Consider the following 26,108-nt stretch of genomic DNA (forward strand, 5'->3'; position numbering starts at 1 on the left):
AAGCCCGTAACAAATAAAGGGATGGCAAGTTCCCGCGACCGGCAGCCAGCGTTTGCTCTATGTCGCTGAAAACTGCCCGGAGGGAACAATGACGCCCCCGCGGAATTCTGCGAGATGGCGAAATCCTTGCGAATATTGCCGTGACGGTTCTCGTCGAGCCGCGCCTGGTAAACGAACTGTTTTCCGACCCGCTGTTGCTGCTGGACTTCCGCTTCCGCAACAGGGCGATCCTTTTCGATCTCGGTGACCTCCAGACGCTTTCTCCTCGCGAGGTCCTGCGCGTCTCGCATATTTTCGTGTCGCATATGCACATGGATCACTTCAGCGGGTTCGACCGCCTGCTCGGTTTGTCCCTCTATCGTGACAAACAGGTCCACATTGTCGGGCCGCCTGGACTGACTGATGCCGTGGAGGCCAAGCTGCGCGCCTACACATGGAATCTTCTCGACGAGCGATCGCACGATTTCACCCTGGTTGCTTCCGACTGGACGGAGGCAGGGTTCGTCGCTGAGGCTGCCTTCCGAGCTCGGAATGCTTTCGCCCGGATCGACCGGCCGGCTCGAACCGCTCGCTTCCCCCTGGAGGACCCGGAATTCACGATCGAGGCCGTCGCGCTCGATCACGGCATCGTGTGCCTGGCTTTCGCTTTTCAGGAGAGAATCCGCGTCAACGTGCACAAGGCGCGGTTGGACGCACTCGAGCTTCCCGTCGGACCCTGGCTTACGGAGGCCAAGCAGGCAGCGCGCAGCGGGGCCGACGCGGTAACCGAATTCACAGCGATAGCGGGTAGGGTGGTGACGCTGGGAGAACTCCTGCGGAAGCAGGCGCTGGTCCGTGCTCCCGGTCAGCGTATTGTCTACGCCACTGATTTGGCCTTCCATCCGAACAATGTGGCGCGCCTCTGCGCGCTGGCACGCGGAGCCGATCGCCTCTTCATCGAAGGTGGATTCCTGGAAGAGGATCGAGAGTTGGCGGCATTCAAGAAACACCTGACGGCGGCGCAGGCAGGTGAGATCGCCAGGCGCGCCGGCGCGGCCTTCGCACAGCAGATACATCTTTCGCCACGCTATCTCGGACGTGAGGATGATTTAAGGGCAGAATTCGAGCATGCCTTTCGCGCCAGCTCTGCGGTGGAGGGTCAGCCGGGCCGCGATGGCGCGCCGCGGCCGGATTGGACAGGCTAATGGCAAGCTGGCGAGCGTTAGCCAGCATGCCGATCCAGGCCGAGCTATCCGGGCGGCTGTTCAGGTACTTTTCCTGGAGGAATGACAGGGGTAGTCCCGGTATCGGCCGGAGGCTCCTCGATCTCGCGATCGCCTGTCGGCGGCGGCAACAGGACACCCTTACAGCGCTCGAGCAACTCGGCAGAGCGCTGATTGTCGTTTGATTGCCCGTCCTTTTTCTCCTCGGCCTTGTCTTCGGGGTCGGCTCGACAGCGTTCCAGGGCTTTCGGTTCGCCGTCGCTTTCTGAAGGTTGAGCAAACACGGGAAACGAGAGGCCGCCAAGGGAAAGAAGCGCGACCAGCAACATCCCCGTGGTTGTCGTGTGGCATGACTTCGCCGAGGCGCTCGCCGTCGGCGCCGGAAAGCCTGGTTGTGAAGGGATTTCGGGTGGTGTCCCCGGAGGGATCTGGACAGGCTCTTCTTCGGGCGATGGAACGGGGTCGGGCGAAGGAGACGGAACGCCCGGCGGCTCGCCCGGTCGCGGTGTCTCAGGTGGCGGAGGAGGGCGGGCAGGTTCCGGATTCGGATTGCCCGGAGTCGGCTGCGGATTGTTCGGATCAGGAACAGGATCGGCCATCATGCGCTCCGTGGATCGTATGGTCAGGGATGCAACCACGCGGGCGGCCATCTGTTCCAATTGCGGTGGACCACATTCTCGGCCGCTAGTCCGCCGGGATCGCCACTGGCAGCGCATTGCTGGAATATTGGCGGAAGCGCGGAGACGTAAAAACGGGCTAAGAGACTGCTAGTCTTCTCGTCGACGCCGTCCTTAACCACGTAGCCTATCCCGACTGGTCTGCGGCGGCTGGACGGCAGGAGAGGCCAATCTACTCAAGCTTTCGGATGCGGCCCTTGTCCAGGCGAAATACGCCATCTTGCCCGCCCTGTTGCTCGAAGTCGGCTTGGAGTTCATCCCATGTGCCGAGATACTCGCCACAATCAGAACAGGTGATCGGTGTGTCACCCATTGCGTGTGCCGGAATGCGAAGCCGGATCTTCTGGCAATAGGGACATTCCAGGAGATGGTTCAGGTACTGGTCGGACATGGCAGGCAGAACACTGCGCTTTCCTGAACGCGAAGGCAAGCAAACATGGGAGCATCGATGGCTCCGGTACTTACGCTCCGGCCCCGCTGTCGCCCGGCGGAGCTTCGTCCGCATTCTCATCGACAGGTGTGCTGTCATCGATAGCCTTGTGCCGCTCCGCTTCGGATTCTGCGACCGACAGCAATGTATCTACATCGATCAGTTCTTCGTGCTGCGGCTGCGAGTGGATGAAGGCGCGAATCCGGTTGATCTCCTTCCGGATCCAATCGATTACGCTGGCATCTACAAGTCCTTTCGCCATGAACCCCGAACGGTGGAACGGCCCAGGGCGTTCCCTTGCTTCAGCGTGCAGCGGCTAATGGGATATGCCGACCCGTCGCTTTCCCGGGGGAACATTCGATCCGGCGGAAGCGTTCGATTTGGGCGCTCGGATGTTCATTCCGTCGACCGTTTCATCTCGGCCTGGGGGTGCCGTTGACCTTGCCGTTTCGCCTCGTCGGTTTCCATAGCGATCAAGGCAATTGCCAAGAAAAGGGCGCCGCCGAGTACGAACCCCAGGATGACTGTTACGAGCATGAGCACCGCCCCTCCGCGTCTTGGTCTCAAATTCCTTGGGGCAATCAGTCATCCCCAGGTTCCTGAAGGCGGACGTTCACGCCTGCCTCCCTGTACTGCTCGACCCGTTGCACGGCGTATTGGCGGTCGGCCGTCGACAACACCGTTTTCCAGGCCGCGCCAGGACCGTCGATCTGCGCGAGGACATGAAACACAGGTTTGCTGGCGTACGACCTGCGACCGATCGCGGGGTAGCGGGGTGGGGGCATCGGCTTTCCTTCGACTGCTACTTGTCGTGGGTAGGCGCGACAACAATGATAGGGCGAACCACATATTTGACAATGCTAATAGAACGGCTCAGGCTGGCGCCCTTTGAGGCCGCTGAGCCACCGATTACGCCCCTTTGGTGGCTCGTTTTATTTGCCGGCTCGGCAGCACCACTCCTAGTCGGCTTTTTGTATGTTCGGTTGCAGATTGGCTACAACGAAGTGGCTATTCGAATAGCTCGTTTGCTCAATCCCCGGTGGCGTCTGCGGGGTTTATGGTTGAGGAAAAGGGGATGGGTGTCCACTGCGACAGCTATGGAGACCTGAATGGTACACCTGAAGCAGATGCTACCCGCGGCGGCCGTCGCGCTACTGCTAACCGGCCCGAGCTTCGCCGCAAAGCCCGACATGCCACCGGGACAGGCGAAGAAGATCACACGGGCAGCACCCGGTCCGGTTGCGGGCGTGGGCCTGCCTGTTGTAGCGGCCTATGGCGCCTTTGTCTGGTACCGCCGGCGCAAATCTGGGAAGAGCCGGTAGAAAGAAGAGCAAGTGTTGGGAATTTGTCGGCCGCCTTGCTTGGGCGGCCTCTTTCTATCCGGTTATCAGCCTTCACCCGCAACGGAGGGGGCTTCCTCAATGCTATCGTCCTGCAGATAGCCCGCCGTCGTGAGCCACTCTCGCAGCAATTCGGCTGTTATTGTGCTGCGTGAGGCCTCTCCTGCACCAACCACCGGAAAATGCAGGGCGCAAACTGGGGCGCAAATGGTGGGCTGTGCCAAAAAATCGAACTGACAAAAAGCGCTTTTAGTAGCAGCGTTTAGCTGATTTTCGGAGCTGGAATTTTGGTGCGGATGAAGGGACTCGAACCCCCACGCCTTTCGGCACCGGAACCTAAATCCGGGGCGTCTACCAGTTCCGCCACATCCGCTTGCGAAGGCTGCAATCCCACGCGGCCATCATTCTGTCAACGTCGCCCTTGAATACAGGTGACATCGCAGACGCGAAGATAGTTGAAAATCGGGCCGGTGTGTGACAAAAGGCGTGGCAAATGTGACGGGATCGGCAATCCGTTCGGCTTGAAACCGGTAAGTAAAAGGAAAAACAATTACTTACCCTCTTGCGACGGCGAATTTCATGAAGAGGACGAGTTCCGGCGACGGCCGTGGAAGGCGCGTCCGAACCCCCACAGAACGGCACTCCCGGCACGAAATTCCGGCAGGCTCATGAGGCGAGGCCCGGTTCCGGGTATTCGTGAACACAAAGGTTGAATGATGCAGGTAACCGAAACGCTTAATTCCGGTCTGAAGCGCGAGATCAAGGTGACCGTACCGGCCAGCGACATGGAGGCCAAGCTCATGGAGCGGCTTTCGGACGCCAAGAGCAAGGTGCGCATCAACGGCTTCCGGCCGGGCAAGGTGCCCGTGCAGCATCTGCGCAAGATGTACGGCAAGTCCTTCATGGCCGAGGTCGTCAACGAGATCCTCAACAATTCGACGCGGGAAATCCTCTCCGACCGTGGCGAGAAGGCTGCCATGCAGCCTGAGATCAAGATGACCGAGGACGAGAAAGAGGCCGAAAAGATCCTGGCGGGGAATGCCGATTTCGAGTTCGAGCTGGCCTATGAGGTCATCCCGGCCATCGAGATCAAGGACTATACGGGCATCAAGGTGACCCGTCAGGTCTATGACGTTCCCGAGGACGAGATCGAGGATCAGGTGAAGCGGGTCGCCGAATCGGCCCGTTCCTATGAGCCGAAGGACGGCAAGGCAGCCGAAGGCGACCGGCTGACGATCGATTTCGTCGGCAAGCTCGACGGCGAGCCTTTCGAAGGCGGCGCCGGTACGGATCAGTTCCTGGTTCTCGGCTCCAAGCAGTTCATTCCCGGTTTCGAGGAGCAGCTCGTCGGCGTGAAGGCCGGGGAGGAGAAGACGATCACCGTCACCTTCCCGGATGACTACAGTGCGGCTCATCTCGCCGGCAAGGAAGCGGCCTTCGACGTCACGGTCAAGGAGGTGGCCAAGCCGGGTGAACTCGAACTCAATGACGAGACGGCGAAGAATCTCGGCCTGGAATCGATCGAACGGCTGCGCGAGATCGTGAAGGGGCAGATCGAGAGCCAGTTCGGCGCGTTGACCCGCCAGAAGGTGAAGCGCGAATTGCTCGATCAACTCGACGAGGGCTACAAGTTCGAGGCGCCGTCCAAGCTGGTCGAAGCCGAATTCAACAACATCTGGAACCAGGTCACCGCCGATCTCGAGGCGGCCGGCCGCACCTTTGCCGATGAGGACACCACCGAGGAAGAGGCACGCGATGAATATCGCCGCCTCGCCGAGCGCCGGGTGCGGCTCGGCCTCGTTCTTGCCGAAATCGGCGAGAAGGCGGGCGTGCAGGTCAGTGACGACGAGATGCAGCGCGCCTTGTTCGAGATGGTGCGTCGCGCTCCAGCCGGCCAGCAGCAGCAGCTCTTCGACTTCTACCGCAACAATCCGGCTGCACTGACCAATCTGCGTGCGCCGCTGTTCGAAGAGAAGGTCGTGGATCATCTGCTCACGCAGATCTCCGTCACCGACAAGAAGGTGAGCAAGGAAGAGCTGCTGGCGGAAGACGAGGACGGAACGGCTGAAAAGAAGCCGGCCAAGAAGACGGCGGCCAAGAAGGCCGAGAAGGCGGAAAAGAAGGCCGAGTCAGCCGACGAGGCCGAGGCTCCGAAGAAGAAGGCCACGCCAAAGAAGAAGGCGGCGACCAAGGAAGCCGAATAACTTTCATCCCATGCGCATTCGAAGAGGCCGTCCGTGAGGGCGGCCTTTTGCTATTCCAGGTCCAAGGAGCCTTTCCGCTTCTTGTGGTCAGAACCGCGCTGTGATAGTTAAGCATATGCTTCACCAATCGGACCAACTCGACCTGATGTATCAAGCGCTGGCCGACGCCAGCCGACGGGCCATGATCGAGCGCTTGAGCCGGGGGCCGGCGTCCGTCAGCGAACTGGCCGAACCGCTCGATATGTCGCTCTCCGCCGTGATGCAGCATCTCCAAGTGTTGGAGGCGAGCGGGCTCGTGAACACTGAGAAGGTCGGGCGGGTTCGCACATGCCGGATCGAACCCCAGGCGTTGGGGGTGGCGGAGCGCTGGATCAGTCAACGACGCGCTAGATGGGAGCAGCGCTTCGATCGGTTGGGCGAATATCTGGCAGTGCAGGCCGATGACAAACAGAAGGAGGAGAAATCATGACCGAGAGATCCGTGACCCACGCCACCTTCACCCTCGATCGCAGCTACGACGCTTCGCCGGCCGAAGTGTTCAGGGCTCATTCCGACCCTGTGATCAAACGGCGCTGGTTCGTGGAGGGCGAGGGGTGGGACATCGAATCCTACGATCTCGATTTCCGCGTTGGCGGCCGGGAAACGAGCAGCTTTCGGTATAAAGGCGGCGATCTCATCCGCTATGATTGCGTGTTCCAGGACATCGTGCAGGACCAGCGCATCATCGCCGCCTATTCGATGACGATCGGCGATCGGCGCATTTCCGCGTCGCTGGGCACGACGGAGTTGCGACCCGAAGGGCAGGGAACACGCCTCGCCTACACCGAGCAGGGCGCTTATCTCGACGGCTACGACGACGTTGAGGGGCGGAAGACAGGCTCCGGCACGCTGCTGGAAGCGCTGGCAAGAGAATTGCAGCGTATGCACCAGAGCAATTCCAGCAAAAGTGCGTAGCGGTTTCGCGTCCGGAATTGCGCAAACAAATAGATAGAGCGTTTTCGCGATTCGAAGCCGAAATGCTCTTAGATAAGCTGCAATCCCTTCATGCTGACATGGCCATTCTTGCCTATGATGACGTGATCGTGCACGGCGATGCCGAGCGGCTTGGCGGTGTCGATGATGGTCTTGGTCATCTCGATGTCGGCGCGCGACGGCGTCGGGTCGCCTGACGGATGGTTGTGGGCGAGTATGAGAGCGCTGGCAGAAAGCTCCAACGCACGCCGCACCACCTCCCGGGGATAGACGGGCGTGTGGTCGACCGTGCCCGTTTGCTGCACCTCGTCGGCGATCAGCGCGTTCTTTTTGTCCAGGAACAGGATCCTGAACTGTTCCCGCGGCTCGAACGCCATGGCCGCCCGGCAATAGGCGACCACCTGGCTCCAGGAGGATAGAATCTGCCGTCCCTTGATCTCGCTCCGGGCCATGCGCTGCCCGGCCGCGGCGATCAGCTTGAGGTCGAGCGCAACGGCCGGCCCGACACCCTGGACCTCCTGCAGGAGGTGGAGCGGCGCGCCCAGCACCTCGGCGAGCGAGCCAAAGCGCGCGAGCAATGCCTTGGCGATCGGCTTCGTGTCTGCGCGCGGAATCGAGCGGAAAAGCAGCAGTTCCAAGAATTCGTAGTCGGCGAATGCATCGGGCCCGGCCACGGCGTAACGTTCGCGCAGACGCTCGCGATGACCATGGTAGTGCGGTTTGTCGTTCGGCTTTATGAGCGGCTTCATCGGCGCCTCGCCGAGAAAGCTCTGCTGTCCGTCCGTTGCCCGCGGCTTTGTCCCCATCACACAGGCTCCCACCCACCGATGAATTCTAAGCAGGTTTCGCAAAAACTGTCCCGCGGTTTTCCGGCAAAACCTGCGGCAAGAAATGAGCTGGCATGACAAGCCACCGGAGAGACCCTCGGCAGCCCGTGGACAGTTGCCTGGGATCGCCGGAAACGGTTGGCTTACTCCGGCAGGCCGGGTCGATCGAGATTTGCCGGCGACAAGGTGAAAATCTCGCAGCCGGTGGCGGTCACGCCGACCGTGTGTTCGTACTGTGCCGAGAGGGATCGATCGCGAGTCACCGCGGTCCACCCGTCGGAAAGCACCTTCACGTGCGGCCGGCCGAGGTTGATCATCGGTTCGATGGTGAAGATCATCCCCTCGCGCATCTCGACGCCCTCGTTCGGGCTGCCGTAGTGAAGGATGTTGGGCGCGTCGTGGAAGAGGCGGCCGACGCCATGCCCGCAGAAGTCCCGGACGACGGAGCAGCGTTCGCCTTCCGCGTAGGTCTGGATCGCCGCGCCGATTGCTCCGGTGCGGGCGCCCGGACGCACGGCGGCGATGCCGCGCATCAGGCACTCATGGGTGACTTCGAGCAGGCGCTCCGCGGCGCGTTTGATCGTACCCACCGGGTACATGCGACTGGAATCGCCGTGCCAGCCGTCGAGGATGTAGGTGACGTCGATGTTCACGATGTCGCCGTCGCGCAGCGGCTTGTCGTCGGGAATGCCGTGGCAAACAACGTGGTTGATCGAAGTGCAGGTGGATTTCGTGTAGCCGCGGTAGTTCAGCGTCGCGGGCAGGGCGCCGTGATCCATGCCGAATTCGAAGACGAAGCGGTCGATCGCATTGGTGGTAAGGCCGGGCTTCACCATGTCGGCCAGTTCGTCGAGGCAGCGCGCGGTCAGATTGCAGGCCTTGCGCATACCCGCAAAGGCCTCTTCGTCGTAGAGCCTGATCTGACCGGTGTTTCTAAGGGGCGCCGTCTGCGCGTCGAGATAGGTGACCATGGATACAGTCCGCGTTGAAGCGGCGCACCCTGTCGATCGGCCGCGCCAGCCATCATGTGACATCCAACGGCCAAAGGTTCAAGAGGGACGATGTGCAGCATGCGATCACCGAGGCAGCGCATCCAGTATTCTGTTCGCCAGGTTCGGAGCAGATCTTGAGCAGCGAACGTTGGCTTCGAGTATCCAAAGGGCCGCTCGCTTGAACCGGCAAACTTCGGAATCGTGTCGGCGAGGCCGGGTTGGTACCGAAAGGGCGCGACCATCCTGGAAACGGATGAAAACAGGGTAGTCTCTGCGCCCTGGAAAAAAGCCGCGGAAAAAAGATGAAAAGCTTGGCACGCCCAACGGGAATCGAACCCGTGTTTCCGCCGTGAAAGGGCGGCGTCCTAGACCGCTAGACGATGGGCGCAAGCGAGAACGACCCGGCTTATAGTGAGCTTGTTGGGGGCCGGCAACCCGTCACGCTACGGAAATACAAACTTTTTTGCGCCTGCCCGTCATTTGCCTTTGGAGCCCGTCGGCGATTGAGCCGGGGGGGCCGAAAACAGCTGAAGCGCGACCCGGTAAGGCCCTGCGATTTCGGTAACATCGGTCATTTTGCCATGGGTCAAAGCGGATGCGAAAATTCATTCGTTCCGGGACATGCCGAAGCGACAAAAGGGCAAACCGATCTGATGGACGTTCGGAGCTCAGCCCCGCCGGCGGCAGCGCCAGTTCCAGTCGCGCTCGGGACCGACGTCGATGTGCACGGATTCGGTATGGCAATACGTGCCGACACCGCCGCGACCAGGCATGGAGCGGACGAATTTGGCGAGCTCCCACTTGCTGACGCCCGGAACCTGAACGTCGGCAGCCGCGCAGTACATGTGCAGCGAATTCTTGGCGCCGCGGGCGCGTCGATTATGCGCCGGGCTGCGATAGCCGGAGGTCACGACGATCTGCTTGCCATAATGCTGCTCGACGGTCTTCAACACCCGCACCAGCGAAGGCTTGAGGCACGAAACATCGACACGTTCGGTTTGCGTGAGCAGGCCGTTCGGCGCCAGGCGGGCAAGCCCCGCGGCCGAGGCCACCCGGACCGCACCATCGCCCTCATCCTCATGCAGGTCGATGTCACTGTCGTCGTCCAGCCCGGATTTACGTTTGATTTCGAACAGCCCTTCCTGACGCACGCCCGGCAGGAAATTCTCGCCGCTTCCCGTGCCGCCGCTGGCGAGCGAGGCCTTGACGAGGGGCTTGGCCGGACCGTTGGAGGCGAGCTCGATGATCGGCGTTGGCTTGCGCGGTTGCGCCGGGGCTGCCGCGGCCGCTGGCGCCGTTCCGAAGAAGGCGGACAGGAAGCCACCCTTCTTGGGTTCGATCGGGGTCGGCTTCTGCTGCGAGTCCGTGGCGGTCACGTAGACATCGCTCTTGGGCGTGGAAGCGGCGGCGCTCTTCGCCTGCGCGGTGTCCGCAGTCGCATCGGCCGCCTTCACATCGTCGGCCTTGGCTGCTGTCTGCTGCTTGGGCGCTTCGGCAGCCGCGTCCTGCGCTGGCGCCTGTGGGATTTCCGGAAACTTGCTGGCGGGATTGGATGCCGGAAGATACGCGATCTTAGGAGGGAGTTCGCGATCGCCCTCGGGAGACATGAGCGACTTGTCGACGGGAGCGGTCGTCCCCGGGGCTTGAGTTGCCGCCGTCTGGGATTGGTCCGCCGCAGCGGTTGCGTTCGCGGCGCTGCCTTCCGCGCTAACGCCAGCGTCGGCTGTGGTGCTGACGGCTTCTGCCGCTGCCTGCTCCATCACACCGGCCACGCCCGGGGCGTAGGATGGCGAAGTCATGTTGAAGGTCGTTTCGCCGTTGGTCGTGCAGGAAACCAGAAACGTGGACGCCATCGCAATCGAGACGATGCGCCAGTCCCTCGTCGCTTTTCGCGATCGCCCTGGTTTCAATGCGCTTCCCCTTCTCCGTTTCCTGCCGCTCAATGGCGGTGGCATCTCACGGCGACAACCCGCCGGCCCTGCCGAAGGAAACCATATGAGCGAATCTGCCTGTCCCCGAACTGTCCCACCATGGGGCCGAATTGTGCAGCTTCGCGAAGTCTGGCCACCATTTCGCCCGGTTTTACCGCATGGTCAATTCAACCGACATTACAGTCTGTTACACGATCGAAGCTGGAGCGAGCCTTGATTTTGCCCGTTTAAATCAGTTTGGCGTGGCTTCGCCCGCTTCACCTGCTTGGCTTCCCATCTTGCCGTAGGTTTGTCGGAAAACCGTGGGATACTTTCGAACCTGCTGAGCGGGGGCGACGAAGCAGGTGTCGTCGAGGCGGCGGGACGGTTCAGATCCTCACCTTCACATAGGTTCCCGGCGCATCGCCCAGGGTTTTGGTCCGGGCACCGACCTTCCGTGGTTTCACCCGCCTGTTGTCTCTTGCCTCGATCCATGCCTGCCAGTGCGGCCACCAGGAGCCCGGGTTTTCCGTCGCCTTCGCGATCCAGTCCTCGAACGCGCCGACCGGCTTTCCACCGGTCCAGTACTGGTACTTTTTCAAGGACGGTGGATTGACGACGCCGGCAATATGCCCCGACCCGGCCATCACGAATTCGACGTCCCCGCCGAAGTAGCGGCAACCGAGGAAAACGGACCGCGCCGGGGCGATGTGGTCCTCGCGTGCGGAAAGGTTGTAAACGGGAATCGCGATGTCGCCTAAGGAGACCGTGTGGCCGGCAAGCTGCATGCGCCCCTCCGACAGATTGTTCTCCAGATAGCAGTTGCGCAGGTAGAAGGAATGGTTGGCTGCGGCCATGCGCGTCGAGTCGGCGTTCCAATAGAGCAGGTCGAACGGCATCGGCTCCTTGCCGCGCAGGTAGTTGTTGACGACATAGGGCCAAATCAGGTCACCGGACCGCAGCATGTTGAAAGCGGTCGCCATCTTGGTGCCCTCGAGATAGCCGCGCTCGTTCATCGCGCGTTCGAGTGCGGCAACCTGGTCTTCGTCGACGAACACTTTGAGGTCGCCGGCGTGGGTGAAATCGACCTGCGTGGTGAAAAAGGTCACCGACTTGATGCGATCGTCGCCTTCCCTGGCCATCAGGGCGAGGGCGCCGGCGAGCAGCGTGCCGCCGACGCAATAGCCGATCGCGTTGACTTCGCGTTCGCCCGTGGCGCGCTCAACGGTGTCCAGGCCGTATTCGATGCCTTCGCGGATATAAGCCTCCCAGCCCTTGGCGCCGTGGCGCTCGTCAGGGTTGATCCACGAGATCACGAAGACGGTGTGGCCCTGTTCGATGGCCCAGCGAATGAAGGACTTTTCCGGATTGAGATCGAGAATGTAGAACTTGTTGATCCAGGGCGGGCAGATCAGAAGCGGACGCTTGAGCACCGTCTCAGTCGTCGGCTCGTACTGGATGATTTCCGCCACGTCGCTCCTGCCGACCACCTTGCCTGGCGATACCGCAATGTTGCGGCCGATCTCGAATTTCGAATAGTCGGCCTGTCTTAGCTTGAGGTCGCCCTTGCCCGCCGCGATGTCCTCCGCCAGCATATGCATGCCGCGCACAAGGTTCTCACCGCTGTTTGCCACGGTCTCGCGGAAGAGCTCGGGATTGGTCAGGACAAAGTTCGAGGGCGAGAGAGCCTGGCTGATCTGCTTGACGTAGAAACTGGCTTTGTGGCGCGTATGCTCGTCGAGCCCATCTGCATGCTCGGCCAGATCCGCGGCCCAGCGGCTCGTCACCAGATAGGCCTGCTTGAGGAAGCCGAAGAAGGCGTTGCGTCCCCATTCGGGATCCTGGAAGCGCTTGTCGCCGCGATCCGCCTTCTCGGCATCCTCGATCTCGGGTTCGGCGATTCGCCGGATCGAATTCGCCCAGACATTCATGTAACCGGAGAAAAGCCGGGTCTGGGCATCAAGCGCGCGGGTAGGATCGGCAAGCCAATATTCGGTGAGCTTGGAGAAGGTTTTGACCATGTCGGCCACCGGCTCGGCGACGCTGTCGCGAACTTCGCCCTTTTCGCGCGGTTTTGCCCAAGCGGCAGCGGCTTTGCCGGCTTCCTCCACCATTCGCGCCAGATTGAGCGCGAAGCGTTCGGGGTCTTTCACGAGGTACTGTTCCACCTGCGACTCGGCCCCGGCATTGGCCTTGCCCGAATCGTCTGATTTCGACATGGCGAGAACTATCCTCCCGAGCGCTTTCTTGACATCCTATCATGGGACCGCGATGAGGGTCCAACCGCAACCTCTACCGCCCGTTGGGGGAAAAACCATGACCGACCGTGTGGATCTTCGTTCCGGCGTTCGCCCAGCGTTTCTCCTTGCCGTTATCGTCGCGGTGGTTCCCACCCTGACCGCGTGCATGGGCTCGAGGCCTTCGCCGTCCCCCCATGTCGTTGGCGGCGAGATGCAGGGGGTGGGGCGCAACACCGGCACCTTCCCGAACCTTAACGTGCCGCCGCAGGTCGCGGCCGAGCAACTGACGCCGGAGCAGAAGCAGGCGAAGCTCGGCCGGTTGGACGCCGAGAAGCGCAATCAGGCAGCGGGGGCCGCCAATGCGCGACCGACCGTCGATGCTGCGCAACTGAAGAAGCTCGGCGAGACGCATGCGCAGGATGCACTAAAGTCGATCGAGGGGAATTAGCGCGCGCTGCAGGCGCTCCGGCGCGCCTCGGTCTCAGGGCACGGCGCATGGGCGTCAATCGGTGGCTGAAACGGGGCGCCCGGGTCGCGGCCAAGCTCGCCGGTTCCGCCTTCGAATAATCTGCCAGCGTATCGACCCCTGTCACAATTGGGTGTATATCGCGCCGGCGCATTTTCCTCCCGATCGCTGGAACCACTGAAATGGAAGAGTTTCACAAAGTCCGCAGGCTTCCGCCCTATGTCTTCGAACAGGTCAACCGCCTGAAGGCAAGCGCGCGTTCGCGAGGCGCCGACATCATCGATCTCGGCATGGGCAATCCGGACCTGCCGACGCCGAAGGCGATCGTCGACAAGCTGTGCGAAGTCGTCCGGGACCCGCGCACCCATCGTTATTCCTCGTCGCGCGGCATACCCGGCCTGCGGCGCGCTCAGGCGAATTACTACGCCCGCCGTTTCGGCGTGAAACTCGACCCCGACACCCAGGTGGTCGCCACGCTCGGCTCCAAGGAAGGTTTCGCCAACATGGCGCAGGCCATCACCGCGCCGGGCGATGTCGTTCTATGCCCCAATCCGACCTATCCGATCCACGCCTTCGGCTTCATCATGTCGGGCGGCGTCATCCGCTCGCTCCAGGTCGAACCCAATGATGGATTCATTCCGGCTCTTGAGCGCGGCGTCCGCCATTCCATTCCCAAGCCTCTGGCACTGATCCTCAACTACCCCTCGAATCCGACGGCGCTGGTCGCTTCGCTCGATTTCTACAAGGACGTGGTCGCGTTCGCGAAGAAGAACGAGATCATCATCCTCTCCGACCTCGCTTATTCCGAGATCTATTTCGATGGCGCTCCCCCTCCGTCGGTGTTGCAGGTGCCAGGAGCAATGGACGTCACCGTCGAGTTCACCTCGATGTCGAAAACCTTCTCCATGCCGGGCTGGCGCATGGGCTTTGCCGTCGGCAACGAACGGCTGATCGCGGCGCTGACCCGGGTGAAATCCTACCTCGACTACGGCGCCTTCACGCCGATCCAGGTGGCTGCGACAGCGGCGCTCAACGGCGACGGAAACGATATTGCCGAGGTGCGCGAGGTCTATCATCGCCGCCGCGACGTGATGGTCGACTCGTTCGGACGCGCCGGCTGGACCATTCCGGCGCCGGCGGCTTCGATGTTCGCGTGGGCGCCGATCCCGGAACCGTTCCGTCATCTCGGCTCGCTGGAGTTCTCCAAGCTGCTCATCGAGCAGGCGGACGTGGCCGTCGCGCCAGGTGTCGGCTTCGGCGAGCATGGCGACGAATATGTTCGTATCGCGCTAGTCGAGAACGAGCACCGCATCCGGCAGGCAGCCCGCAATATCAAACGCTTCCTGTCATCGGCCGAACGGCCTTCCGACAACGTGGTGTCGCTCGCCGCAAGGCGCTGAACGCGCCGGCCACGTTTTCAATTGAACGATCGAGGGGACCTCACGGCCATGGCCGAAGCTTTGCGTGTTGGAATTGCCGGTCTCGGCACCGTCGGGGCCTCGGTCGTGCGCGTGCTCTCCGAAAAGTCTGCCGAACTAACGCGGCAGTGCGGGCGCGAACTGGTAGTGACCGCGGTTTCGGCGCGCGACAGGGCGCGTGATCGCGGCGTCGATATTTCGCGATCAAGGTGGTTCGACGACCCGATCGAACTGGCGGGAAGCGCGGATATCGATGTCTTCGTCGAGTTGCTGGGCGGCGAGGACGGTGCGGCTCACGAGTCTGTCAAGGCAGCGCTGGAAGCCGGTCGCCACGTGGTCACGGCCAACAAGGCGCTGCTCGCCAAGCATGGCGTGGCGCTTGCCGAGATCGCTGAGGAGAAAGGCGTGCTGCTGAACTACGAGGCGGCGGTCGCCGGCGGCATTCCAGTCATCAAGACCATGCGCGAGGCAATGGCCGGCAACTCGGTGACGCGCGTGTTCGGCATCCTCAACGGCACCTGCAACTACATACTGACCCGCATGGAGGCCGAGGGCCTTTCCTTCGACGCCTGTCTAAGGGAAGCCCAACGCCTGGGTTACGCGGAAGCCGACCCGACCTTCGACATCGAGGGGCACGATACAGCGCACAAGTTGTCGATCCTCACCAGCCTTGCGTTCGGCAACCGCATCGCCGCCGACAGCATCTACATGGAAGGCATCTCCAACATCAGCCAGGCCGATATCCGGGCGGCCGGGGAGCTCGGCTATCGCATCAAGCTGCTGGGTGTCGCCCAGAAGACGGAGAGCGGCATCGAGCAGCGTGTCCATCCGACCATGGTGCCGACATCTTCCGTCATTGCCCAGGTGCATGGTGTCACCAACGCGGTCGCGATCGAAACCGACATTCTCGGCGAATTGCTGCTTTCGGGCCCCGGCGCGGGCGGCAACGCCACGGCCTCGGCGGTCGTGGGCGACATTGCCGACATCGCCAAGAGCCGCCCCGGCTTCCAGCATGCGCCAGTCTTTGGCCGCCCGGCGCGCGAGCTCAGGCCTTACAAGAAAGCGCAGATGCGCTCCCATGCCGGCGGTTATTTCATCCGCCTCACGGTGCATGATCGAATCGGCGTGTTCGCGGCTATCGCCAGGCGCATGGCAGACAACGAGATCTCGCTGGAATCGATCGTGCAGCACGCGGCCGGTCCGGACGCCGCCGATCAGAAGACCGTCATTCTCGTCACCCACGAGACCACGGAAGCGGCGGTGCGCAAGGCCGTGGAGGGGGTTACCCAGGATGGCCATCTCTCCGACAAGCCCCAGGTCATTCGTATCGAACGGGCCGAATAGCCCGCCGAGAAACTTCAATCGATTGATATGGTTATGAGGCCTTCCAAAGCCATTGGAAGGTCTTGCTGTTGTCATTTCGCTTTGACAAAAGGAAGGACCACCACGGTGCTTTTGCGCCGTCGATGACGAGAGACACTCAGCAGGAACCGAATATGGCGAAAGGCTCGACAGCCGGTCTCGACCGGATTCTCACCCTCGAACTCGTGCGTGTCACCGAGCGCGCTGCCGTGGCGGCAGCGCGACTGAGGGGCAGGGGCGACGAGAAGGCGGCCGACCAGGTGGCGGTCGACGCCATGCGGTCGGAGCTGAACAGGCTTCCGATCAAGGGCACCGTGGTTATCGGCGAGGGCGAGCGCGATGAGGCGCCGATGCTCTATATCGGCGAGGAGGTCGGCACGGGCGAGGGGCCCGAGGTGGATATCGCGCTTGATCCGCTCGAAGGCACGACGATCTGCGCCAAGAACCTGCCGAATTCGCTGGCGGTCATTGCCATCGCGGAAAAGGGCAGCCTGCTTTTCGCGCCGGATGTCTACATGGACAAGATCGCTGTCGGCCCCGGTTATCCCGAGGGCATTGTGGACATCGAGGCGCCTGCCGTCGAGAATCTCTCCAATCTCGCCAAGGCAAAGGGCGTTCCCGTAGCCGAGATCACGGCCTGCATTCTCGACAGGCCGCGCCATGCGCGCCTCATCGAGGAGGTGCGCGCCACCGGCGCGGCGATCCGGCTGATCGGTGATGGCGACGTGGCCGGCGTGATCCACACGACCGATCCGGACGAAACGGGCATCGACATCTATCTGGGCATCGGCGGCGCACCGGAAGGCGTTCTGGCTGCCGCCGCGCTGCGCTGCATCGGCGGCCAGATGCAGGGCCGGCTTCAACTCAACACCGACGAGACGATTGCCCGCGCGGCGAAGATGGGCATTGCCGACCCCAACAAGGTCTATCGAATGGACGAGATGGCACGCGGTGACGTGCTGTTCGCCGCGACCGGCGTGACTGACGGAAACATGCTTTCCGGCGTGAAGTTCGGCCGGCAATCGATCCAGACGCACACGATCGTCATGCGCTCGTCGTCGCAGACGGTGCGCGAGATCAAGGCGCGGCATCAGGATCTCGACAAGTTCGGAGCGTGATCTTTTGCTCCGATGCCGCCTCGTCGGCTATCTTCTGCGAATCATGAACGGGCGAGGCGGACCATTCCTTTCTCTCCCCGGCGTCGGGCCTATTCGGCTTGACGCCGGCCGCATCGTGATGCGCGGTTTCGCGCGATGAGCGGCGACAAGCGATATTTCCTGGGTGTGAAGCGATCGGCAACCGGCATTGCCTGGGAGCATCGGCTGAACGAACGTCAGGAGTTGACCGCGCTGGCGATCGCGCAAGGCTTCGGCACCGGCGACCTTCTAGCGCGCATCCTTGCCGGCAGGGGGGTGGCTGCCGAGGAAACCGAGCGCTTTCTCGATCCCACGATCCGTGCGCTCCTGCCCGATCCGTCTTCCCTCACCGACATGGAAAAGGCGGCCGAGCGCATCGCCGATGCCATTCTCCGGCGCGAGAAGGTGGCGATCTTCGGCGACTACGACGTCGATGGCGCTGCATCGTCGGCGCTGCTCAAGCGTTTCCTGGCCCACTACGGCGTGCCGTCGGAAATCTACATCCCCGACCGTATCTTCGAGGGGTATGGCCCCAACCCCGAGGCCATGCGCGAGCTCGTGGCGCGCGGGGCAAGCCTGATCGTGACGGTCGATTGCGGCACCAACAGCGCCGCGTCGATCGACGCGGCGAAGGAGGCGGGGGCGGATGTGGTGGTGCTCGACCATCACCAGGTCGGCGGTCCATTGCCGGAAGCGACCGCGGTGGTCAATCCGAATCGCGACGACGATCTTTCCGGACAAGGGTATCTCTGCGCGGCGGGCGTGACGTTCCTCGCGCTTGTGCAGACGGCCAAGTCGCTTCGCACGCGCAATACCGGCGTGGCGCCGCCCGATCTGCTGTCGTTGCTCGATCTCGTGTCGCTTGCCACGGTGTGCGACGTGGTGCCGTTGACGGGCGTCAACCGCGCCTTCGTGGTGAAGGGGCTGCTGGCCATCCGGCAGCAGCGCAACCCCGGCCTTGCGGCGCTGGCCCGCGTTTCCCGGATCGGCGAACCGGTGAATGTGTTTCATTTGTCATTCCTGATCGGACCACGCATCAATGCCGGGGGCCGAATCGGCGATGCAGCATTGGGCAGCAGGCTGCTGGCGACCGACGATCCGGCCGAGGCCGAAAGCATCGCCGCCACGCTCGACAGGCTGAACCAGGAACGCCAGGCCATGGAGCAGGAGATGCTTGCCCAGGCCCGTGCCGAAGCCGACGCCGAACTGATCGGCGGAACGGGCCCAGGCATCCTCGTCACCGCGAATGACAAATGGCATCCTGGGATCGTCGGGCTGCTGGCGTCGCGGCTGAAGGATCATGCGCGGCGGCCGGCTTTTGCCATCGCTTTCAACGCTAACGGCCTCGGCACGGGATCGGGACGCTCCGTTTCGGGTTTCGATCTCGGCAGGCTGGTGCGCGAAGCGATGGCCGAGGGCCTGATCGTCAAGGGTGGCGGTCACGCCATGGCGGCGGGCATAACAGTCGAGCGGGACAAGCTCGGCGCGCTGCGCGCTTTCTTCGAAACGCGTGCCGCCTCCGATGTTTTGCGGCTGCGCGATGAGGAAAGCCTCAAGATCGATGCCGCGCTCTCGGCGGAAGGTGCGACCCACGATCTTCTCGATGCTCTCGAGCGGGCTGGGCCCTATGGAGCTGGCCATCCAACGCCGGTGCTCGTGCTGCCGCGCCACAGGCTGGTGGATGCGCGCCTCATCGGAACCAACCACATCAGGGTCGATCTTCGGTCCGACGGTGGCGGCAAGGTCCAGGGGATCGCGTTCCGCGCGGCCGATGCCGAACTCGGGTCGTTTCTTGTGAAGAACCGCGGTTCCACCATTCATATCGCGGGAGGGCTGTCCGCTAACTATTGGAACGGCGCGCGCAGCGTCCAATTCCGCATCATCGACGCAGCTTTAGCCTAGGACGGTCTGCAGCCTTTCGAGATCGGCAAGCTGGGCTTTGGTCGCCTCGTAACCCAGCGCGATCGCCTCGTCGGCGCGGTGAAACTCGGAGAGTCCGATGTGGCCGAGCTTCGGCTGAAGCGAGAGATCCGGCGGGTCGCCGGCGAGACGAGCGCGCGAGATGCGGTCCTGGATGATGTTGAAAGCTTCCACCATCACGCCCATGACGCCCAGTCGCGCTTCCCTCGTCACGGCGCCGCCGCCTGGGCGGCCAGGCGGATTTGCGTCCCTTTCGACAACCAGTTCGCCGGCGCTGTGCTTGATCACTGCGGCGCGGCCGTAAAGGTCGTAGTGGAGATTGACGGCAACGACCAGCGGTTGCTCATAGGCACGGCACACCGACACCGGAACCGGGTTCACCAGCGCTCCGTCCACGAGCACGCGCTTGTTGGCTGTGACTGGCTCGAATACACCGGGCAAGGCGTATGAGGCGCGCATCGCGGTGATTAGCGAACCGCTCGACAGCCATATTTCGTGGCCGGTGCGAATTTCAGAAGCGACGCAGACGAACGGCTTGGGCAGATCGGCAAAAGTCACGCCGTTGAGATGCTGCTGGAGTCGGGCGTTAAGCTTCATCCCTCCGAAGAGGCCGCCGCCCACGAATTGCAGGTCGAGAAGCCCGAAAATCCGGCGCTTTGTCAGGCTTCGGGCAAATTCCTCCAGCTCATCGAGCTTGCCGGCCAGATAACATCCGCCGACCAATGCCCCGATCGAGGTGCCGGCGATCATGTTGATCTCGATACCTGCCTCGTCGAGGGCCCGCAGCACGCCGATATGAGCCCAGCCACGGGCCGCTCCGCCGCCGAGAGCCAATGAGATGCCCGACTTCCTTGCCGGCTTTGTTTCGGATGTCCCGCTTGGTGAAGAAGAACCGTTGGCCTCCCGCACTTCAGCCCTGGCTCTCATCGACGCCCATTCGAGCATCGCATACTCCCTTCTCTCCCATTCCTACTTTACGGGGCATAACGTATAGGAAGGATGAATTCTTGCTGTTTTCAAATCTCCGGTCGTCAACCGTTCGCAGAATAGACGCTAGAACTATCGAACAGGGGCGCGCTTCCATCTCCTCTAAGGCGTATTCCGCTCTTGTCGGACTCAACGCTTCTGTAGAAGCAGGAACGTCGCCCCGTGTGACAAGTTGCGTCGTGGCCCGAAACTTTCACTCTCAGCCATACGGCGTCCTGATCGCAATCCGTCCGCATCTCGACAACGTGCTGGAAATTCCCCGACGTTTCCCCTTTCTTCCAGAGCGAAGCACGAGAACGTGACCAATAATGGGCGATGCCGGTTTCGATCGTAAGGGCCAGTGCCTGGGGATTCATGTGAGCCACCATCAGCAGCATGCCGTCCTCGACATCCGTGACGACGGCCGTGATGAGGCCGTTGGCGTCGAAGCGGGGAGAGAAGACCTCTCCTTCCTCCAGCACCTTCTTGTCCGAGGCAGGTCGCGGAAAATCGATCGGCGTCATGGCCGGTTCCTTTCGAGACAGACCGCTGATGGGGAGTGCGCCGCGGCGAGGCGCTAGTTGCCGGCCCGTACCATCGTCACGAAGCGTACCTGCTCTTCGGGACTGTCCTTGAATGCGCCGGTGAAGGTGGAGGTGAGGGTCGTCGAGCCTTGCTTGCGGATGCCGCGCATGGCCATGCACATATGCTCGGCCTCTATCATCACGGCGACGCCGCGCGGATTGAGCACCTCCTGGATCACCGCGGCGATCTGGGCGGTCATGGCTTCCTGGGTCTGCAAGCGCTGGGCAAAGATGTCCACCACCCTGGCGATCTTCGAGAGGCCCACGACCTTGCGGTCGGGCAGGTAGGCGACATGCGCCTTGCCGATGATCGGCACCATGTGGTGCTCGCAATGCGAATGGAACTGGATGTCCTTGATGAGCACGAGATCGTCGTACCCGGCGACCTCCTCGAATGTCCTGCCGAGTTCTTCGGCAGGATTCATGTCATAGCCGGCGAACATCTCGCGATAAGCCTTGGCAACGCGCTTCGGCGTGTCCACCAGACCTTCCCGATCAGGATCGTCTCCTGCCCAGCGCAACAGCACTCGCACGGCGGCTTCGACTTCCTGCTGGCTCGGACGTTGGGTGGCTGTCTTTCCGACGCCGTCGGGCGCGGGCATGAGTTTTTTGATCACGGCATCCATAAAGGCGTCTCCCGTAGTTCCTCTCTACGGAGGAACGAGTTGAACGGACCACTGCCTGTTACGGGTTCCGCGAACGTTTTCGTTCCAGGCCCGAAGGCGGCATGTTCTCCTTCCGACGCGAGCAGACATGGCTTGCGGGCGCCGGAACCCAATCATTATATATGTGGCCGTGGGCTGATTGAAAGACGTGCCGGTGGCAACTGTTGTTCGCCTTAAGGCGACAGGGCGAGATGGCGATGATCAACGACGTCTATAACGCGAAAATACTTGGTTTTGCCGGTAATATCCCCCGCATCGGCCGGCTCGACAATCCGGACGCCACGGCGACCGCCCATTCGAAGCTCTGCGGCTCGACGGTCACCATCGACCTTAGCATGGACGGCGATATCGTCACCGACTTTGCCCATGACGTCAAAGCTTGCGCGCTCGGTCAAGCCTCGTCTTCGATCATGGCGCAGAACGTGGTCGGTTCCACGTCGGCCGAATTGCGCGAAGTCCGCGAGACCATGCGCAAGATGCTGAAGGAAAACGGCGCACCGCCGGAGGGCCGGTTCGCGGACCTGAAGTACCTGGAGCCTGTTCGCGACTACAAGGCCCGCCACGCATCGACCATGCTGACCTTCGACGCGGTCGTGGACGCGATCGGCCAGATCGAGAAGAAGCGCGCCGGCGAGGCTGCCTGATCGAAGGCATGCCTTCAGCGACATTGCATGGCTTTGGTCGGTTCAACCATCGGAGAACCGCCGACGCCAAGCCCCAAACCCCTCTCCGATCACCTCGATCCGGTGGCTACGCCTGCCGTGTTGAAGCGTGGTGGATTGGGTTTCGGTTGGTAAAGGTTTGCCCCAAGGCGGCCGCACGTTGGATGAGAAGCACGAGTCAACAGGGCTGCCAGGCGCTACGACGCAGTGGCCGGCGGGAAGGCGCTCTCGGCTAAAGAAGGATTGTGGCTTAACGGGTTGACCCTTGCGTTCTCACTACTACTTCGGAGCCTGCTGGGGGCGTCAAAACCGGATAGTTAAGATTTCATGCTTTGTAAGTTAGGCCGATTTGCGCCTCTTTTTAGTCTGCTGCCGATCCTCGCCTCTTGCATAATTCCCGAAGACACATCGCGGCGAGTTAGGGAAAACCCAACAACCGCCGCCGCCAAAAAGGAGATGGTTGGACTTAGTGAGGCAGATCTCAGGATGTGCGCGGGGTTTCCAACGGCCTCAGCGGATCTTGGGGAGGACGGGCGCATCTGGACCTACCAGCGCGAGGTACGTCGGGGAAGCCTCAATGTTGTCTTGCCAACCAATTCTGTGGGCGTTCTGCCAGCCCTGGGCGGATCGGTAAACGTCGCACCAGGTGGCTACTGCCACACTCAGATCAGGCTGAGGGAGGGGCGAGTCGCGGAAGTGGCCTTCGCGGGCGACAATAATGAGCCGAACAGCCTGAACACACTTTGCGTCGCGATGGTCGACGGTTGTGTTGCATATGCAAGGGAGCACGAGGGAAGACTAAAGCATGCCCGTTGACACTTCGGGGGGCTAACTGATTGAACGCCGGACGTCAGTCTGGCGTGACCTGTCTCTCCACTCTTTGTACCTATTGCTTGGGCGCTTGTCGGACGACCAGAACGGGAACCGAGCTGTTGGCGAGGACTTCGGAAGTCTCACTGCCAAGCAGCATCCGGACGATCCCACGCCGGCCATGGGATGACATTACAATGAGATTGCATCCCAAGCGTTGGGCCGTTTCCACGATTGCAGATGCCGCCCTTTCCTTCGGTGAGTGCACAGTGTCTGCTGGCACGTCCATCGCGTTGGCCTGAACCTTGATCTTGGCCAAAATCTCGGCAGCGGCCTGGTCTTGTCTCTCGTCGAATTGCTGGATGTCTTCCGTGCTTGGCGCCCATCCATCGCTGTAAATATACGGAAACGGCTCTGTTGCCGTAATGATCGTGACCTTGCTGCCGAGGGCTTTTGCCAATGAGAGGGCGTGATCGACGCCATTCTGAGCGAGTTCCGACCCATCGGTCGGCACCAGTATATGCGTATACATTGTGACCTCACGATTGGAAAAAGGACGAGGGCTAGCGAAGCACACATGATGCTGACCGACAAGCAGTGGGCTCTCCTGGATCCAAGCGCAAGCAGCCAACGATAGGCGGCAGGTCTCGGTTCAAGACCCATCGAGGGGGGGGCGACCGGGAGCAGACGCTGGGGACCAGGGGAAGCCGGGTGCCCCACAAAGCATCGGAAGAGAGGTCTGTCGGTAGCGGCAATGTGGCGCTGCCTTGCCGCCATTGCGATTTCCCATCCGAAGCGACATCTATTGGCCATGGATGCCTGGAGACGATCGGCGCGATGAGCCACGACCATCACGCGCATGCGACGTGCGGCCAGGGCCGCAACTGGTCCGGAGCGTGGCCGAAGACGCCCGGGCGGCTGTTCGGCACCGCATTTGTCCGGCTCTATCAATTGACGCTTTCCGGCTTCGTCGGAAATTCCTGTCGTCATCTGCCGACCTGTTCGGAATACGCCTACGAGGCGATAGCGCGCCACGGGCTGTGGGCAGGCGGATGGATGGGGCTTTTCAGGATCGCGCGATGCGGGCCAGGGGGCACGCACGGCATAGAGCGCGTGCCTGAACGTCTCGACGAGAGCTATCGCTGGTTCCTGCCCTGGCGCTATTGGCTGATCGGCAGAACGACCGATCGCGGCTGAACGGCCAAAGCCTTCCTCAAGCCTTTACGGCTTTTCGATTCGCCACTATTACCGGCGCGCTGGATTGGCCGGCACACCACCCGCGCTCGTTTGCGGGACTGGATAGGAGAAATATCTTGTCTGACCAAGTTTCCCTCACATTTCCCGATGGTTCCGTCCGCTCGTACGATGCGGCGACGACCGGTGCGCAACTGGCCGAGCAGATTTCCAAGTCGCTCGCCAAGAAGGCTGTCGCCTATGTGCTCGACGGGACCGTGCGCGACCTTTCCGACCCGCTTGGCCATTCCGGCAAGGTCGAGATCATGACCCGCGACGACCCGCGCGCGCTGGAGCTCATCCGCCACGATGCGGCCCATGTGCTGGCCGAGGCCGTGCAGGAACTGTGGCCGGGAACGCAGGTGACCATCGGGCCGGTCATCGAGAATGGCTTCTATTACGACTTTGCGCGTAACGAGCCCTTCACGCCCGAGGATTTCCCGGTCATCGAAAAGAAGATGCGGGAGATCATCGCTCGCAACAGACCCTTCACCAAGGAGGTCTGGTCGCGCGACAGGGCCAAGCAGGTGTTCCGCGACAAAGGTGAGGCCTACAAGGTCGAACTGATCGACGCGATCCCGGAAGATCAGGAGATCCGGATCTACAGCCAGGGCGAATGGTTCGACCTCTGCCGCGGCCCGCACATGGCTTCGACCGGACAGATCGGCAATGCGTTCAAGCTCATGAAGGTGGCCGGCGCCTATTGGCGCGGCGATGCCAACAACCCCATGCTGACACGCATCTACGGCACGGCATGGGCGGATCAGGCCCAGCTCGATGCTTATCTTCACATGCTCGAGGAGGCCGAGAAGCGCGACCATCGCCGGCTCGGCCGTGAGATGGACCTCTTCCATTTCCAGGAAGAGGGCCCCGGCGTCGTGTTCTGGCATGCCAAGGGCTGGAAGATGTTCCAGAACCTGGTGTCCTACATGCGACGCCGGCTCGGCGACCTCGGCTATCAGGAGGTGAACGCGCCTCAGGTGCTCGACAAGTCCCTGTGGGAAACCTCCGGACATTGGGGCTGGTACAAGGAGAGCATGTTCAAGGTGCAGTCGGCCGGTGACGAGACCGAGGACGAGCGGGTCTTCGCGTTGAAGCCGATGAACTGCCCCGGCCATGTGCAGATCTTCAAGCATGGGCTGAAGTCCTACCGCGATCTTCCGATAAAGCTTGCCGAATTCGGAGCCGTCCATCGCTACGAGCCGTCGGGCGCTCTGCATGGCCTGATGCGCGTGCGCGGCTTCACGCAGGACGATGCGCACATCTTCTGCACGGAGGAGCAGCTTGCGGAAGAGTGCCTGAAGATCAACGATCTCATTCTCTCCACCTATGCCGATTTCGGGTTCGACCAGATCGAGGTGAAGCTTTCGACGAGGCCGGACAAGCGCGTCGGCTCTGACGAGGCCTGGGATCACGCCGAAGAGATCATGGCCGGCGTGCTGGAGACCATCAGGGCACAGTCGAATTCGATCAAGACATCGATCAATCCCGGCGAGGGCGCTTTCTATGGCCCGAAATTCGAATATGTGCTGCGCGACGCCATCGGCCGCGAATGGCAGTGCGGAACCACTCAGGTGGACTTCAACCTGCCGGAGCGGTTCGGCGCTTTCTATATCGGCCCCGATTCGGAGAAGAAGCAGCCGGTGATGGTGCACCGGGCGATCTGCGGCTCGATGGAGCGTTTCCTCGGCATATTGATCGAGAACTATTCCGGGCACTTCCCGTTGTGGTTCGCTCCGCTGCAGGTCGTGGTGGCGACCATCACGTCGGACGCCGATGATTACGCTCGCGGGGTGGTCGAGAAGCTCAAGGCCGCCGGTCTCTCCGCCGAAGCCGACCTTCGAAACGAGAAGATCAACTACAAGGTGCGGGAGCACTCGCTTTCCAAGGTGCCCGTCATTCTAGTCTGCGGCAAGCGCGAGGCGGAGGAAGGCACCGTCAATATGCGCCGGCTCGGCTCACGCGATCAGGAATCGAAGACGCTGGATGACGCGGTCGCCGCGCTCGCAGAGGAAGCACTTGCTCCCGACCTGCGACGCAAACGCTTGGCCAAGGCAGCGTGAAAGCAAGAAATGGGCGGGACAGGAAGCTG

General features: G+C 61.9%; 24 protein-coding genes and 2 tRNA genes. 13 read left to right on the forward strand and 13 right to left on the reverse strand.

Features of this window, described 5'->3' with window-relative positions; genetic code table 11:
• Nucleotides 1-140: 140 nt before the first annotated feature.
• Nucleotides 141-1,184: a ribonuclease Z gene (locus tag ACCO56_RS12195; RefSeq protein ID WP_433640964.1), complete on the forward strand. Its 1,044-nt coding sequence runs from the start codon at nucleotides 141-143 to the stop codon at nucleotides 1,182-1,184.
• Between the two features lie 44 nt (nucleotides 1,185-1,228).
• Here ACCO56_RS12195 and ACCO56_RS12200 read toward each other — a convergent pair whose 3' ends face one another.
• From ACCO56_RS12200 to ACCO56_RS12210, 3 genes are all read right to left on the reverse strand, one after another.
• Complete coding sequence (locus ACCO56_RS12200; RefSeq protein ID WP_433640965.1) at nucleotides 1,229-1,531, reverse strand: hypothetical protein; 303 nt, start codon at nucleotides 1,529-1,531, stop codon at nucleotides 1,229-1,231.
• Between the two features lie 809 nt (nucleotides 1,532-2,340).
• A complete protein-coding gene (locus ACCO56_RS12205; protein WP_433640967.1) occupies nucleotides 2,341-2,571 on the reverse strand; it encodes a hypothetical protein in 231 nt (76 codons plus the stop codon).
• Nucleotides 2,572-2,890: 319 nt separating this feature from the next.
• Nucleotides 2,891-3,094 (reverse strand): hypothetical protein, encoded by a 204-nt coding sequence (locus ACCO56_RS12210; RefSeq protein ID WP_433640969.1) that lies wholly within the window; start codon nucleotides 3,092-3,094, stop codon nucleotides 2,891-2,893.
• Between the two features lie 324 nt (nucleotides 3,095-3,418).
• On the opposite strand from ACCO56_RS12210, the gene ACCO56_RS12215 reads away from it, so the two are divergent.
• Nucleotides 3,419-3,631: a hypothetical protein gene (locus tag ACCO56_RS12215; RefSeq protein WP_433640971.1), complete on the forward strand. Its 213-nt coding sequence runs from the start codon at nucleotides 3,419-3,421 to the stop codon at nucleotides 3,629-3,631.
• 306 nt (nucleotides 3,632-3,937) lie between these two features.
• Here ACCO56_RS12215 and ACCO56_RS12220 read toward each other — a convergent pair.
• Nucleotides 3,938-4,022 (reverse strand) — tRNA-Leu (locus ACCO56_RS12220).
• Nucleotides 4,023-4,365: 343 nt separating this feature from the next.
• Between ACCO56_RS12220 and tig the strand changes: the two genes are divergently transcribed.
• The 3 genes from tig to ACCO56_RS12235 all read left to right on the forward strand — a co-directional run bounded on the left by tig (nucleotide 4,366) and on the right by ACCO56_RS12235 (nucleotide 6,807).
• Complete coding sequence (tig, locus tag ACCO56_RS12225) at nucleotides 4,366-5,853, forward strand: trigger factor (protein WP_433641500.1); 1,488 nt, start codon at nucleotides 4,366-4,368, stop codon at nucleotides 5,851-5,853.
• Between the two features lie 115 nt (nucleotides 5,854-5,968).
• Nucleotides 5,969-6,322 (forward strand): ArsR/SmtB family transcription factor, encoded by a 354-nt coding sequence (locus ACCO56_RS12230; protein WP_433640972.1) that lies wholly within the window; start codon nucleotides 5,969-5,971, stop codon nucleotides 6,320-6,322.
• Entirely contained in the window at nucleotides 6,319-6,807 is a 489-nt protein-coding gene (locus ACCO56_RS12235) for an SRPBCC family protein (protein ID WP_433640974.1), read from the forward strand. The genes ACCO56_RS12230 and ACCO56_RS12235 overlap by 4 nt, the downstream gene beginning before the upstream one ends.
• Nucleotides 6,808-6,875: 68 nt before the next feature.
• Here the strand turns inward: ACCO56_RS12235 and radC are convergent, their stop codons facing one another.
• The 5 genes from radC to ACCO56_RS12260 all read right to left on the reverse strand — a co-directional run bounded on the left by radC (nucleotide 6,876) and on the right by ACCO56_RS12260 (nucleotide 12,773).
• On the reverse strand, nucleotides 6,876-7,631 hold the full coding sequence (radC, locus tag ACCO56_RS12240; protein ID WP_433640976.1) for a RadC family protein: 756 nt from the start codon (nucleotides 7,629-7,631) through the stop codon (nucleotides 6,876-6,878).
• A 164-nt stretch (nucleotides 7,632-7,795) separates the two neighbouring features.
• On the reverse strand, nucleotides 7,796-8,623 hold the full coding sequence (gene map / locus ACCO56_RS12245) for a type I methionyl aminopeptidase (RefSeq protein WP_433640978.1): 828 nt from the start codon (nucleotides 8,621-8,623) through the stop codon (nucleotides 7,796-7,798).
• Between the two features lie 333 nt (nucleotides 8,624-8,956).
• Nucleotides 8,957-9,032 (reverse strand) — tRNA-Glu (locus ACCO56_RS12250).
• A 280-nt stretch (nucleotides 9,033-9,312) separates the two neighbouring features.
• Nucleotides 9,313-10,554 (reverse strand): YcbK family protein, encoded by a 1,242-nt coding sequence (locus ACCO56_RS12255; RefSeq protein ID WP_433640980.1) that lies wholly within the window; start codon nucleotides 10,552-10,554, stop codon nucleotides 9,313-9,315.
• A gap of 389 nt (nucleotides 10,555-10,943) precedes the next feature.
• Nucleotides 10,944-12,773 (reverse strand): PHA/PHB synthase family protein, encoded by a 1,830-nt coding sequence (locus ACCO56_RS12260; RefSeq protein ID WP_433640982.1) that lies wholly within the window; start codon nucleotides 12,771-12,773, stop codon nucleotides 10,944-10,946.
• Between the two features lie 97 nt (nucleotides 12,774-12,870).
• On the opposite strand from ACCO56_RS12260, the gene ACCO56_RS12265 reads away from it, so the two are divergent.
• The 5 genes from ACCO56_RS12265 to recJ all read left to right on the forward strand — a co-directional run bounded on the left by ACCO56_RS12265 (nucleotide 12,871) and on the right by recJ (nucleotide 19,078).
• A complete protein-coding gene (locus tag ACCO56_RS12265) occupies nucleotides 12,871-13,242 on the forward strand; it encodes a hypothetical protein (protein WP_433640983.1) in 372 nt (123 codons plus the stop codon).
• A gap of 200 nt (nucleotides 13,243-13,442) precedes the next feature.
• Complete coding sequence (locus tag ACCO56_RS12270) at nucleotides 13,443-14,660, forward strand: LL-diaminopimelate aminotransferase (RefSeq protein ID WP_433640984.1); 1,218 nt, start codon at nucleotides 13,443-13,445, stop codon at nucleotides 14,658-14,660.
• 48 nt (nucleotides 14,661-14,708) lie between these two features.
• Nucleotides 14,709-16,022, forward strand: coding sequence for a homoserine dehydrogenase (locus ACCO56_RS12275; protein WP_433640985.1), 1,314 nt, complete (start codon nucleotides 14,709-14,711; stop codon nucleotides 16,020-16,022).
• 152 nt (nucleotides 16,023-16,174) lie between these two features.
• Complete coding sequence (gene glpX / locus ACCO56_RS12280) at nucleotides 16,175-17,158, forward strand: class II fructose-bisphosphatase (RefSeq protein WP_433640987.1); 984 nt, start codon at nucleotides 16,175-16,177, stop codon at nucleotides 17,156-17,158.
• 135 nt (nucleotides 17,159-17,293) lie between these two features.
• Complete coding sequence (recJ, locus tag ACCO56_RS12285) at nucleotides 17,294-19,078, forward strand: single-stranded-DNA-specific exonuclease RecJ (RefSeq protein WP_433640989.1); 1,785 nt, start codon at nucleotides 17,294-17,296, stop codon at nucleotides 19,076-19,078.
• Here the strand turns inward: recJ and ACCO56_RS12290 are convergent.
• The 3 genes from ACCO56_RS12290 to folE form a co-directional block, all read right to left on the reverse strand.
• Nucleotides 19,070-20,041, reverse strand: coding sequence for a patatin family protein (locus ACCO56_RS12290; RefSeq protein WP_433640991.1), 972 nt, complete (start codon nucleotides 20,039-20,041; stop codon nucleotides 19,070-19,072). The two genes, recJ and ACCO56_RS12290, sit on opposite strands and share 9 nt — an antisense overlap.
• An 86-nt stretch (nucleotides 20,042-20,127) precedes the next feature.
• A complete protein-coding gene (gene hisI / locus ACCO56_RS12295; RefSeq protein WP_433640993.1) occupies nucleotides 20,128-20,586 on the reverse strand; it encodes a phosphoribosyl-AMP cyclohydrolase in 459 nt (152 codons plus the stop codon).
• A gap of 53 nt (nucleotides 20,587-20,639) precedes the next feature.
• Nucleotides 20,640-21,272: a GTP cyclohydrolase I FolE gene (gene folE, locus ACCO56_RS12300; RefSeq protein ID WP_433640995.1), complete on the reverse strand. Its 633-nt coding sequence runs from the start codon at nucleotides 21,270-21,272 to the stop codon at nucleotides 20,640-20,642.
• A gap of 236 nt (nucleotides 21,273-21,508) precedes the next feature.
• On the opposite strand from folE, the gene ACCO56_RS12305 reads away from it, so the two are divergent.
• A complete protein-coding gene (locus ACCO56_RS12305; protein ID WP_433641501.1) occupies nucleotides 21,509-21,955 on the forward strand; it encodes an iron-sulfur cluster assembly scaffold protein in 447 nt (148 codons plus the stop codon).
• 904 nt (nucleotides 21,956-22,859) lie between these two features.
• Here the strand turns inward: ACCO56_RS12305 and ACCO56_RS12310 are convergent.
• Nucleotides 22,860-23,315 carry a universal stress protein gene (locus ACCO56_RS12310; protein ID WP_433640997.1) on the reverse strand — a complete coding sequence of 152 codons (456 nt, stop codon included), beginning with the start codon at nucleotides 23,313-23,315 and terminating at the stop codon, nucleotides 22,860-22,862.
• Between the two features lie 305 nt (nucleotides 23,316-23,620).
• On the opposite strand from ACCO56_RS12310, the gene yidD reads away from it, so the two are divergent.
• Entirely contained in the window at nucleotides 23,621-23,980 is a 360-nt protein-coding gene (yidD, locus tag ACCO56_RS12315) for a membrane protein insertion efficiency factor YidD (protein ID WP_433641502.1), read from the forward strand.
• 116 nt (nucleotides 23,981-24,096) lie between these two features.
• The gene (gene thrS / locus ACCO56_RS12320; RefSeq protein ID WP_433640998.1) at nucleotides 24,097-26,079 is read left to right on the forward strand and encodes a threonine--tRNA ligase; all 1,983 of its coding nucleotides are present in this window, start codon (nucleotides 24,097-24,099) and stop codon (nucleotides 26,077-26,079) included.
• The last annotated feature ends 29 nt before the right edge of the window (nucleotides 26,080-26,108 follow it).

Origin of the sequence: Mesorhizobium sp. 1B3, assembly GCF_050958605.1 — a bacterium.
Taxonomy (GTDB): domain Bacteria; phylum Pseudomonadota; class Alphaproteobacteria; order Rhizobiales; family Rhizobiaceae.

Bases quoted from the DNA above. Each gene is read 5' to 3' on its own strand.
- ACCO56_RS12260 (WP_433640982.1), bottom strand. From the start codon at position 12,773: ATGTCGAAATCAGACGATTCGGGCAAGGCCAATGCCGGGGCCGAGTCG.
- folE (WP_433640995.1), bottom strand. From the start codon at position 21,272: ATGGATGCCGTGATCAAAAAACTCATGCCCGCGCCCGACGGCGTCGGA.
- ACCO56_RS12210 (WP_433640969.1), bottom strand. From the start codon at position 3,094: ATGCCCCCACCCCGCTACCCCGCGATCGGTCGCAGGTCGTACGCCAGC.
- yidD (WP_433641502.1), top strand. From the start codon at position 23,621: ATGAGCCACGACCATCACGCGCATGCGACGTGCGGCCAGGGCCGCAAC.
- ACCO56_RS12265 (WP_433640983.1), top strand. From the start codon at position 12,871: ATGACCGACCGTGTGGATCTTCGTTCCGGCGTTCGCCCAGCGTTTCTC.
- ACCO56_RS12310 (WP_433640997.1), bottom strand. From the start codon at position 23,315: ATGTATACGCATATACTGGTGCCGACCGATGGGTCGGAACTCGCTCAG.
- ACCO56_RS12305 (WP_433641501.1), top strand. From the start codon at position 21,509: ATGATCAACGACGTCTATAACGCGAAAATACTTGGTTTTGCCGGTAAT.
- hisI (WP_433640993.1), bottom strand. From the start codon at position 20,586: ATGACGCCGATCGATTTTCCGCGACCTGCCTCGGACAAGAAGGTGCTG.
- map (WP_433640978.1), bottom strand. From the start codon at position 8,623: ATGGTCACCTATCTCGACGCGCAGACGGCGCCCCTTAGAAACACCGGT.
- ACCO56_RS12200 (WP_433640965.1), bottom strand. From the start codon at position 1,531: ATGTTGCTGGTCGCGCTTCTTTCCCTTGGCGGCCTCTCGTTTCCCGTG.
- ACCO56_RS12290 (WP_433640991.1), bottom strand. From the start codon at position 20,041: ATGCTCGAATGGGCGTCGATGAGAGCCAGGGCTGAAGTGCGGGAGGCC.
- ACCO56_RS12275 (WP_433640985.1), top strand. From the start codon at position 14,709: ATGGCCGAAGCTTTGCGTGTTGGAATTGCCGGTCTCGGCACCGTCGGG.
- ACCO56_RS12215 (WP_433640971.1), top strand. From the start codon at position 3,419: ATGGTACACCTGAAGCAGATGCTACCCGCGGCGGCCGTCGCGCTACTG.
- radC (WP_433640976.1), bottom strand. From the start codon at position 7,631: ATGGGGACAAAGCCGCGGGCAACGGACGGACAGCAGAGCTTTCTCGGC.
- ACCO56_RS12235 (WP_433640974.1), top strand. From the start codon at position 6,319: ATGACCGAGAGATCCGTGACCCACGCCACCTTCACCCTCGATCGCAGC.
- ACCO56_RS12230 (WP_433640972.1), top strand. From the start codon at position 5,969: ATGCTTCACCAATCGGACCAACTCGACCTGATGTATCAAGCGCTGGCC.
- ACCO56_RS12205 (WP_433640967.1), bottom strand. From the start codon at position 2,571: ATGGCGAAAGGACTTGTAGATGCCAGCGTAATCGATTGGATCCGGAAG.
- ACCO56_RS12270 (WP_433640984.1), top strand. From the start codon at position 13,443: ATGGAAGAGTTTCACAAAGTCCGCAGGCTTCCGCCCTATGTCTTCGAA.
- recJ (WP_433640989.1), top strand. From the start codon at position 17,294: ATGAGCGGCGACAAGCGATATTTCCTGGGTGTGAAGCGATCGGCAACC.
- tig (WP_433641500.1), top strand. From the start codon at position 4,366: ATGCAGGTAACCGAAACGCTTAATTCCGGTCTGAAGCGCGAGATCAAG.
- glpX (WP_433640987.1), top strand. From the start codon at position 16,175: ATGGCGAAAGGCTCGACAGCCGGTCTCGACCGGATTCTCACCCTCGAA.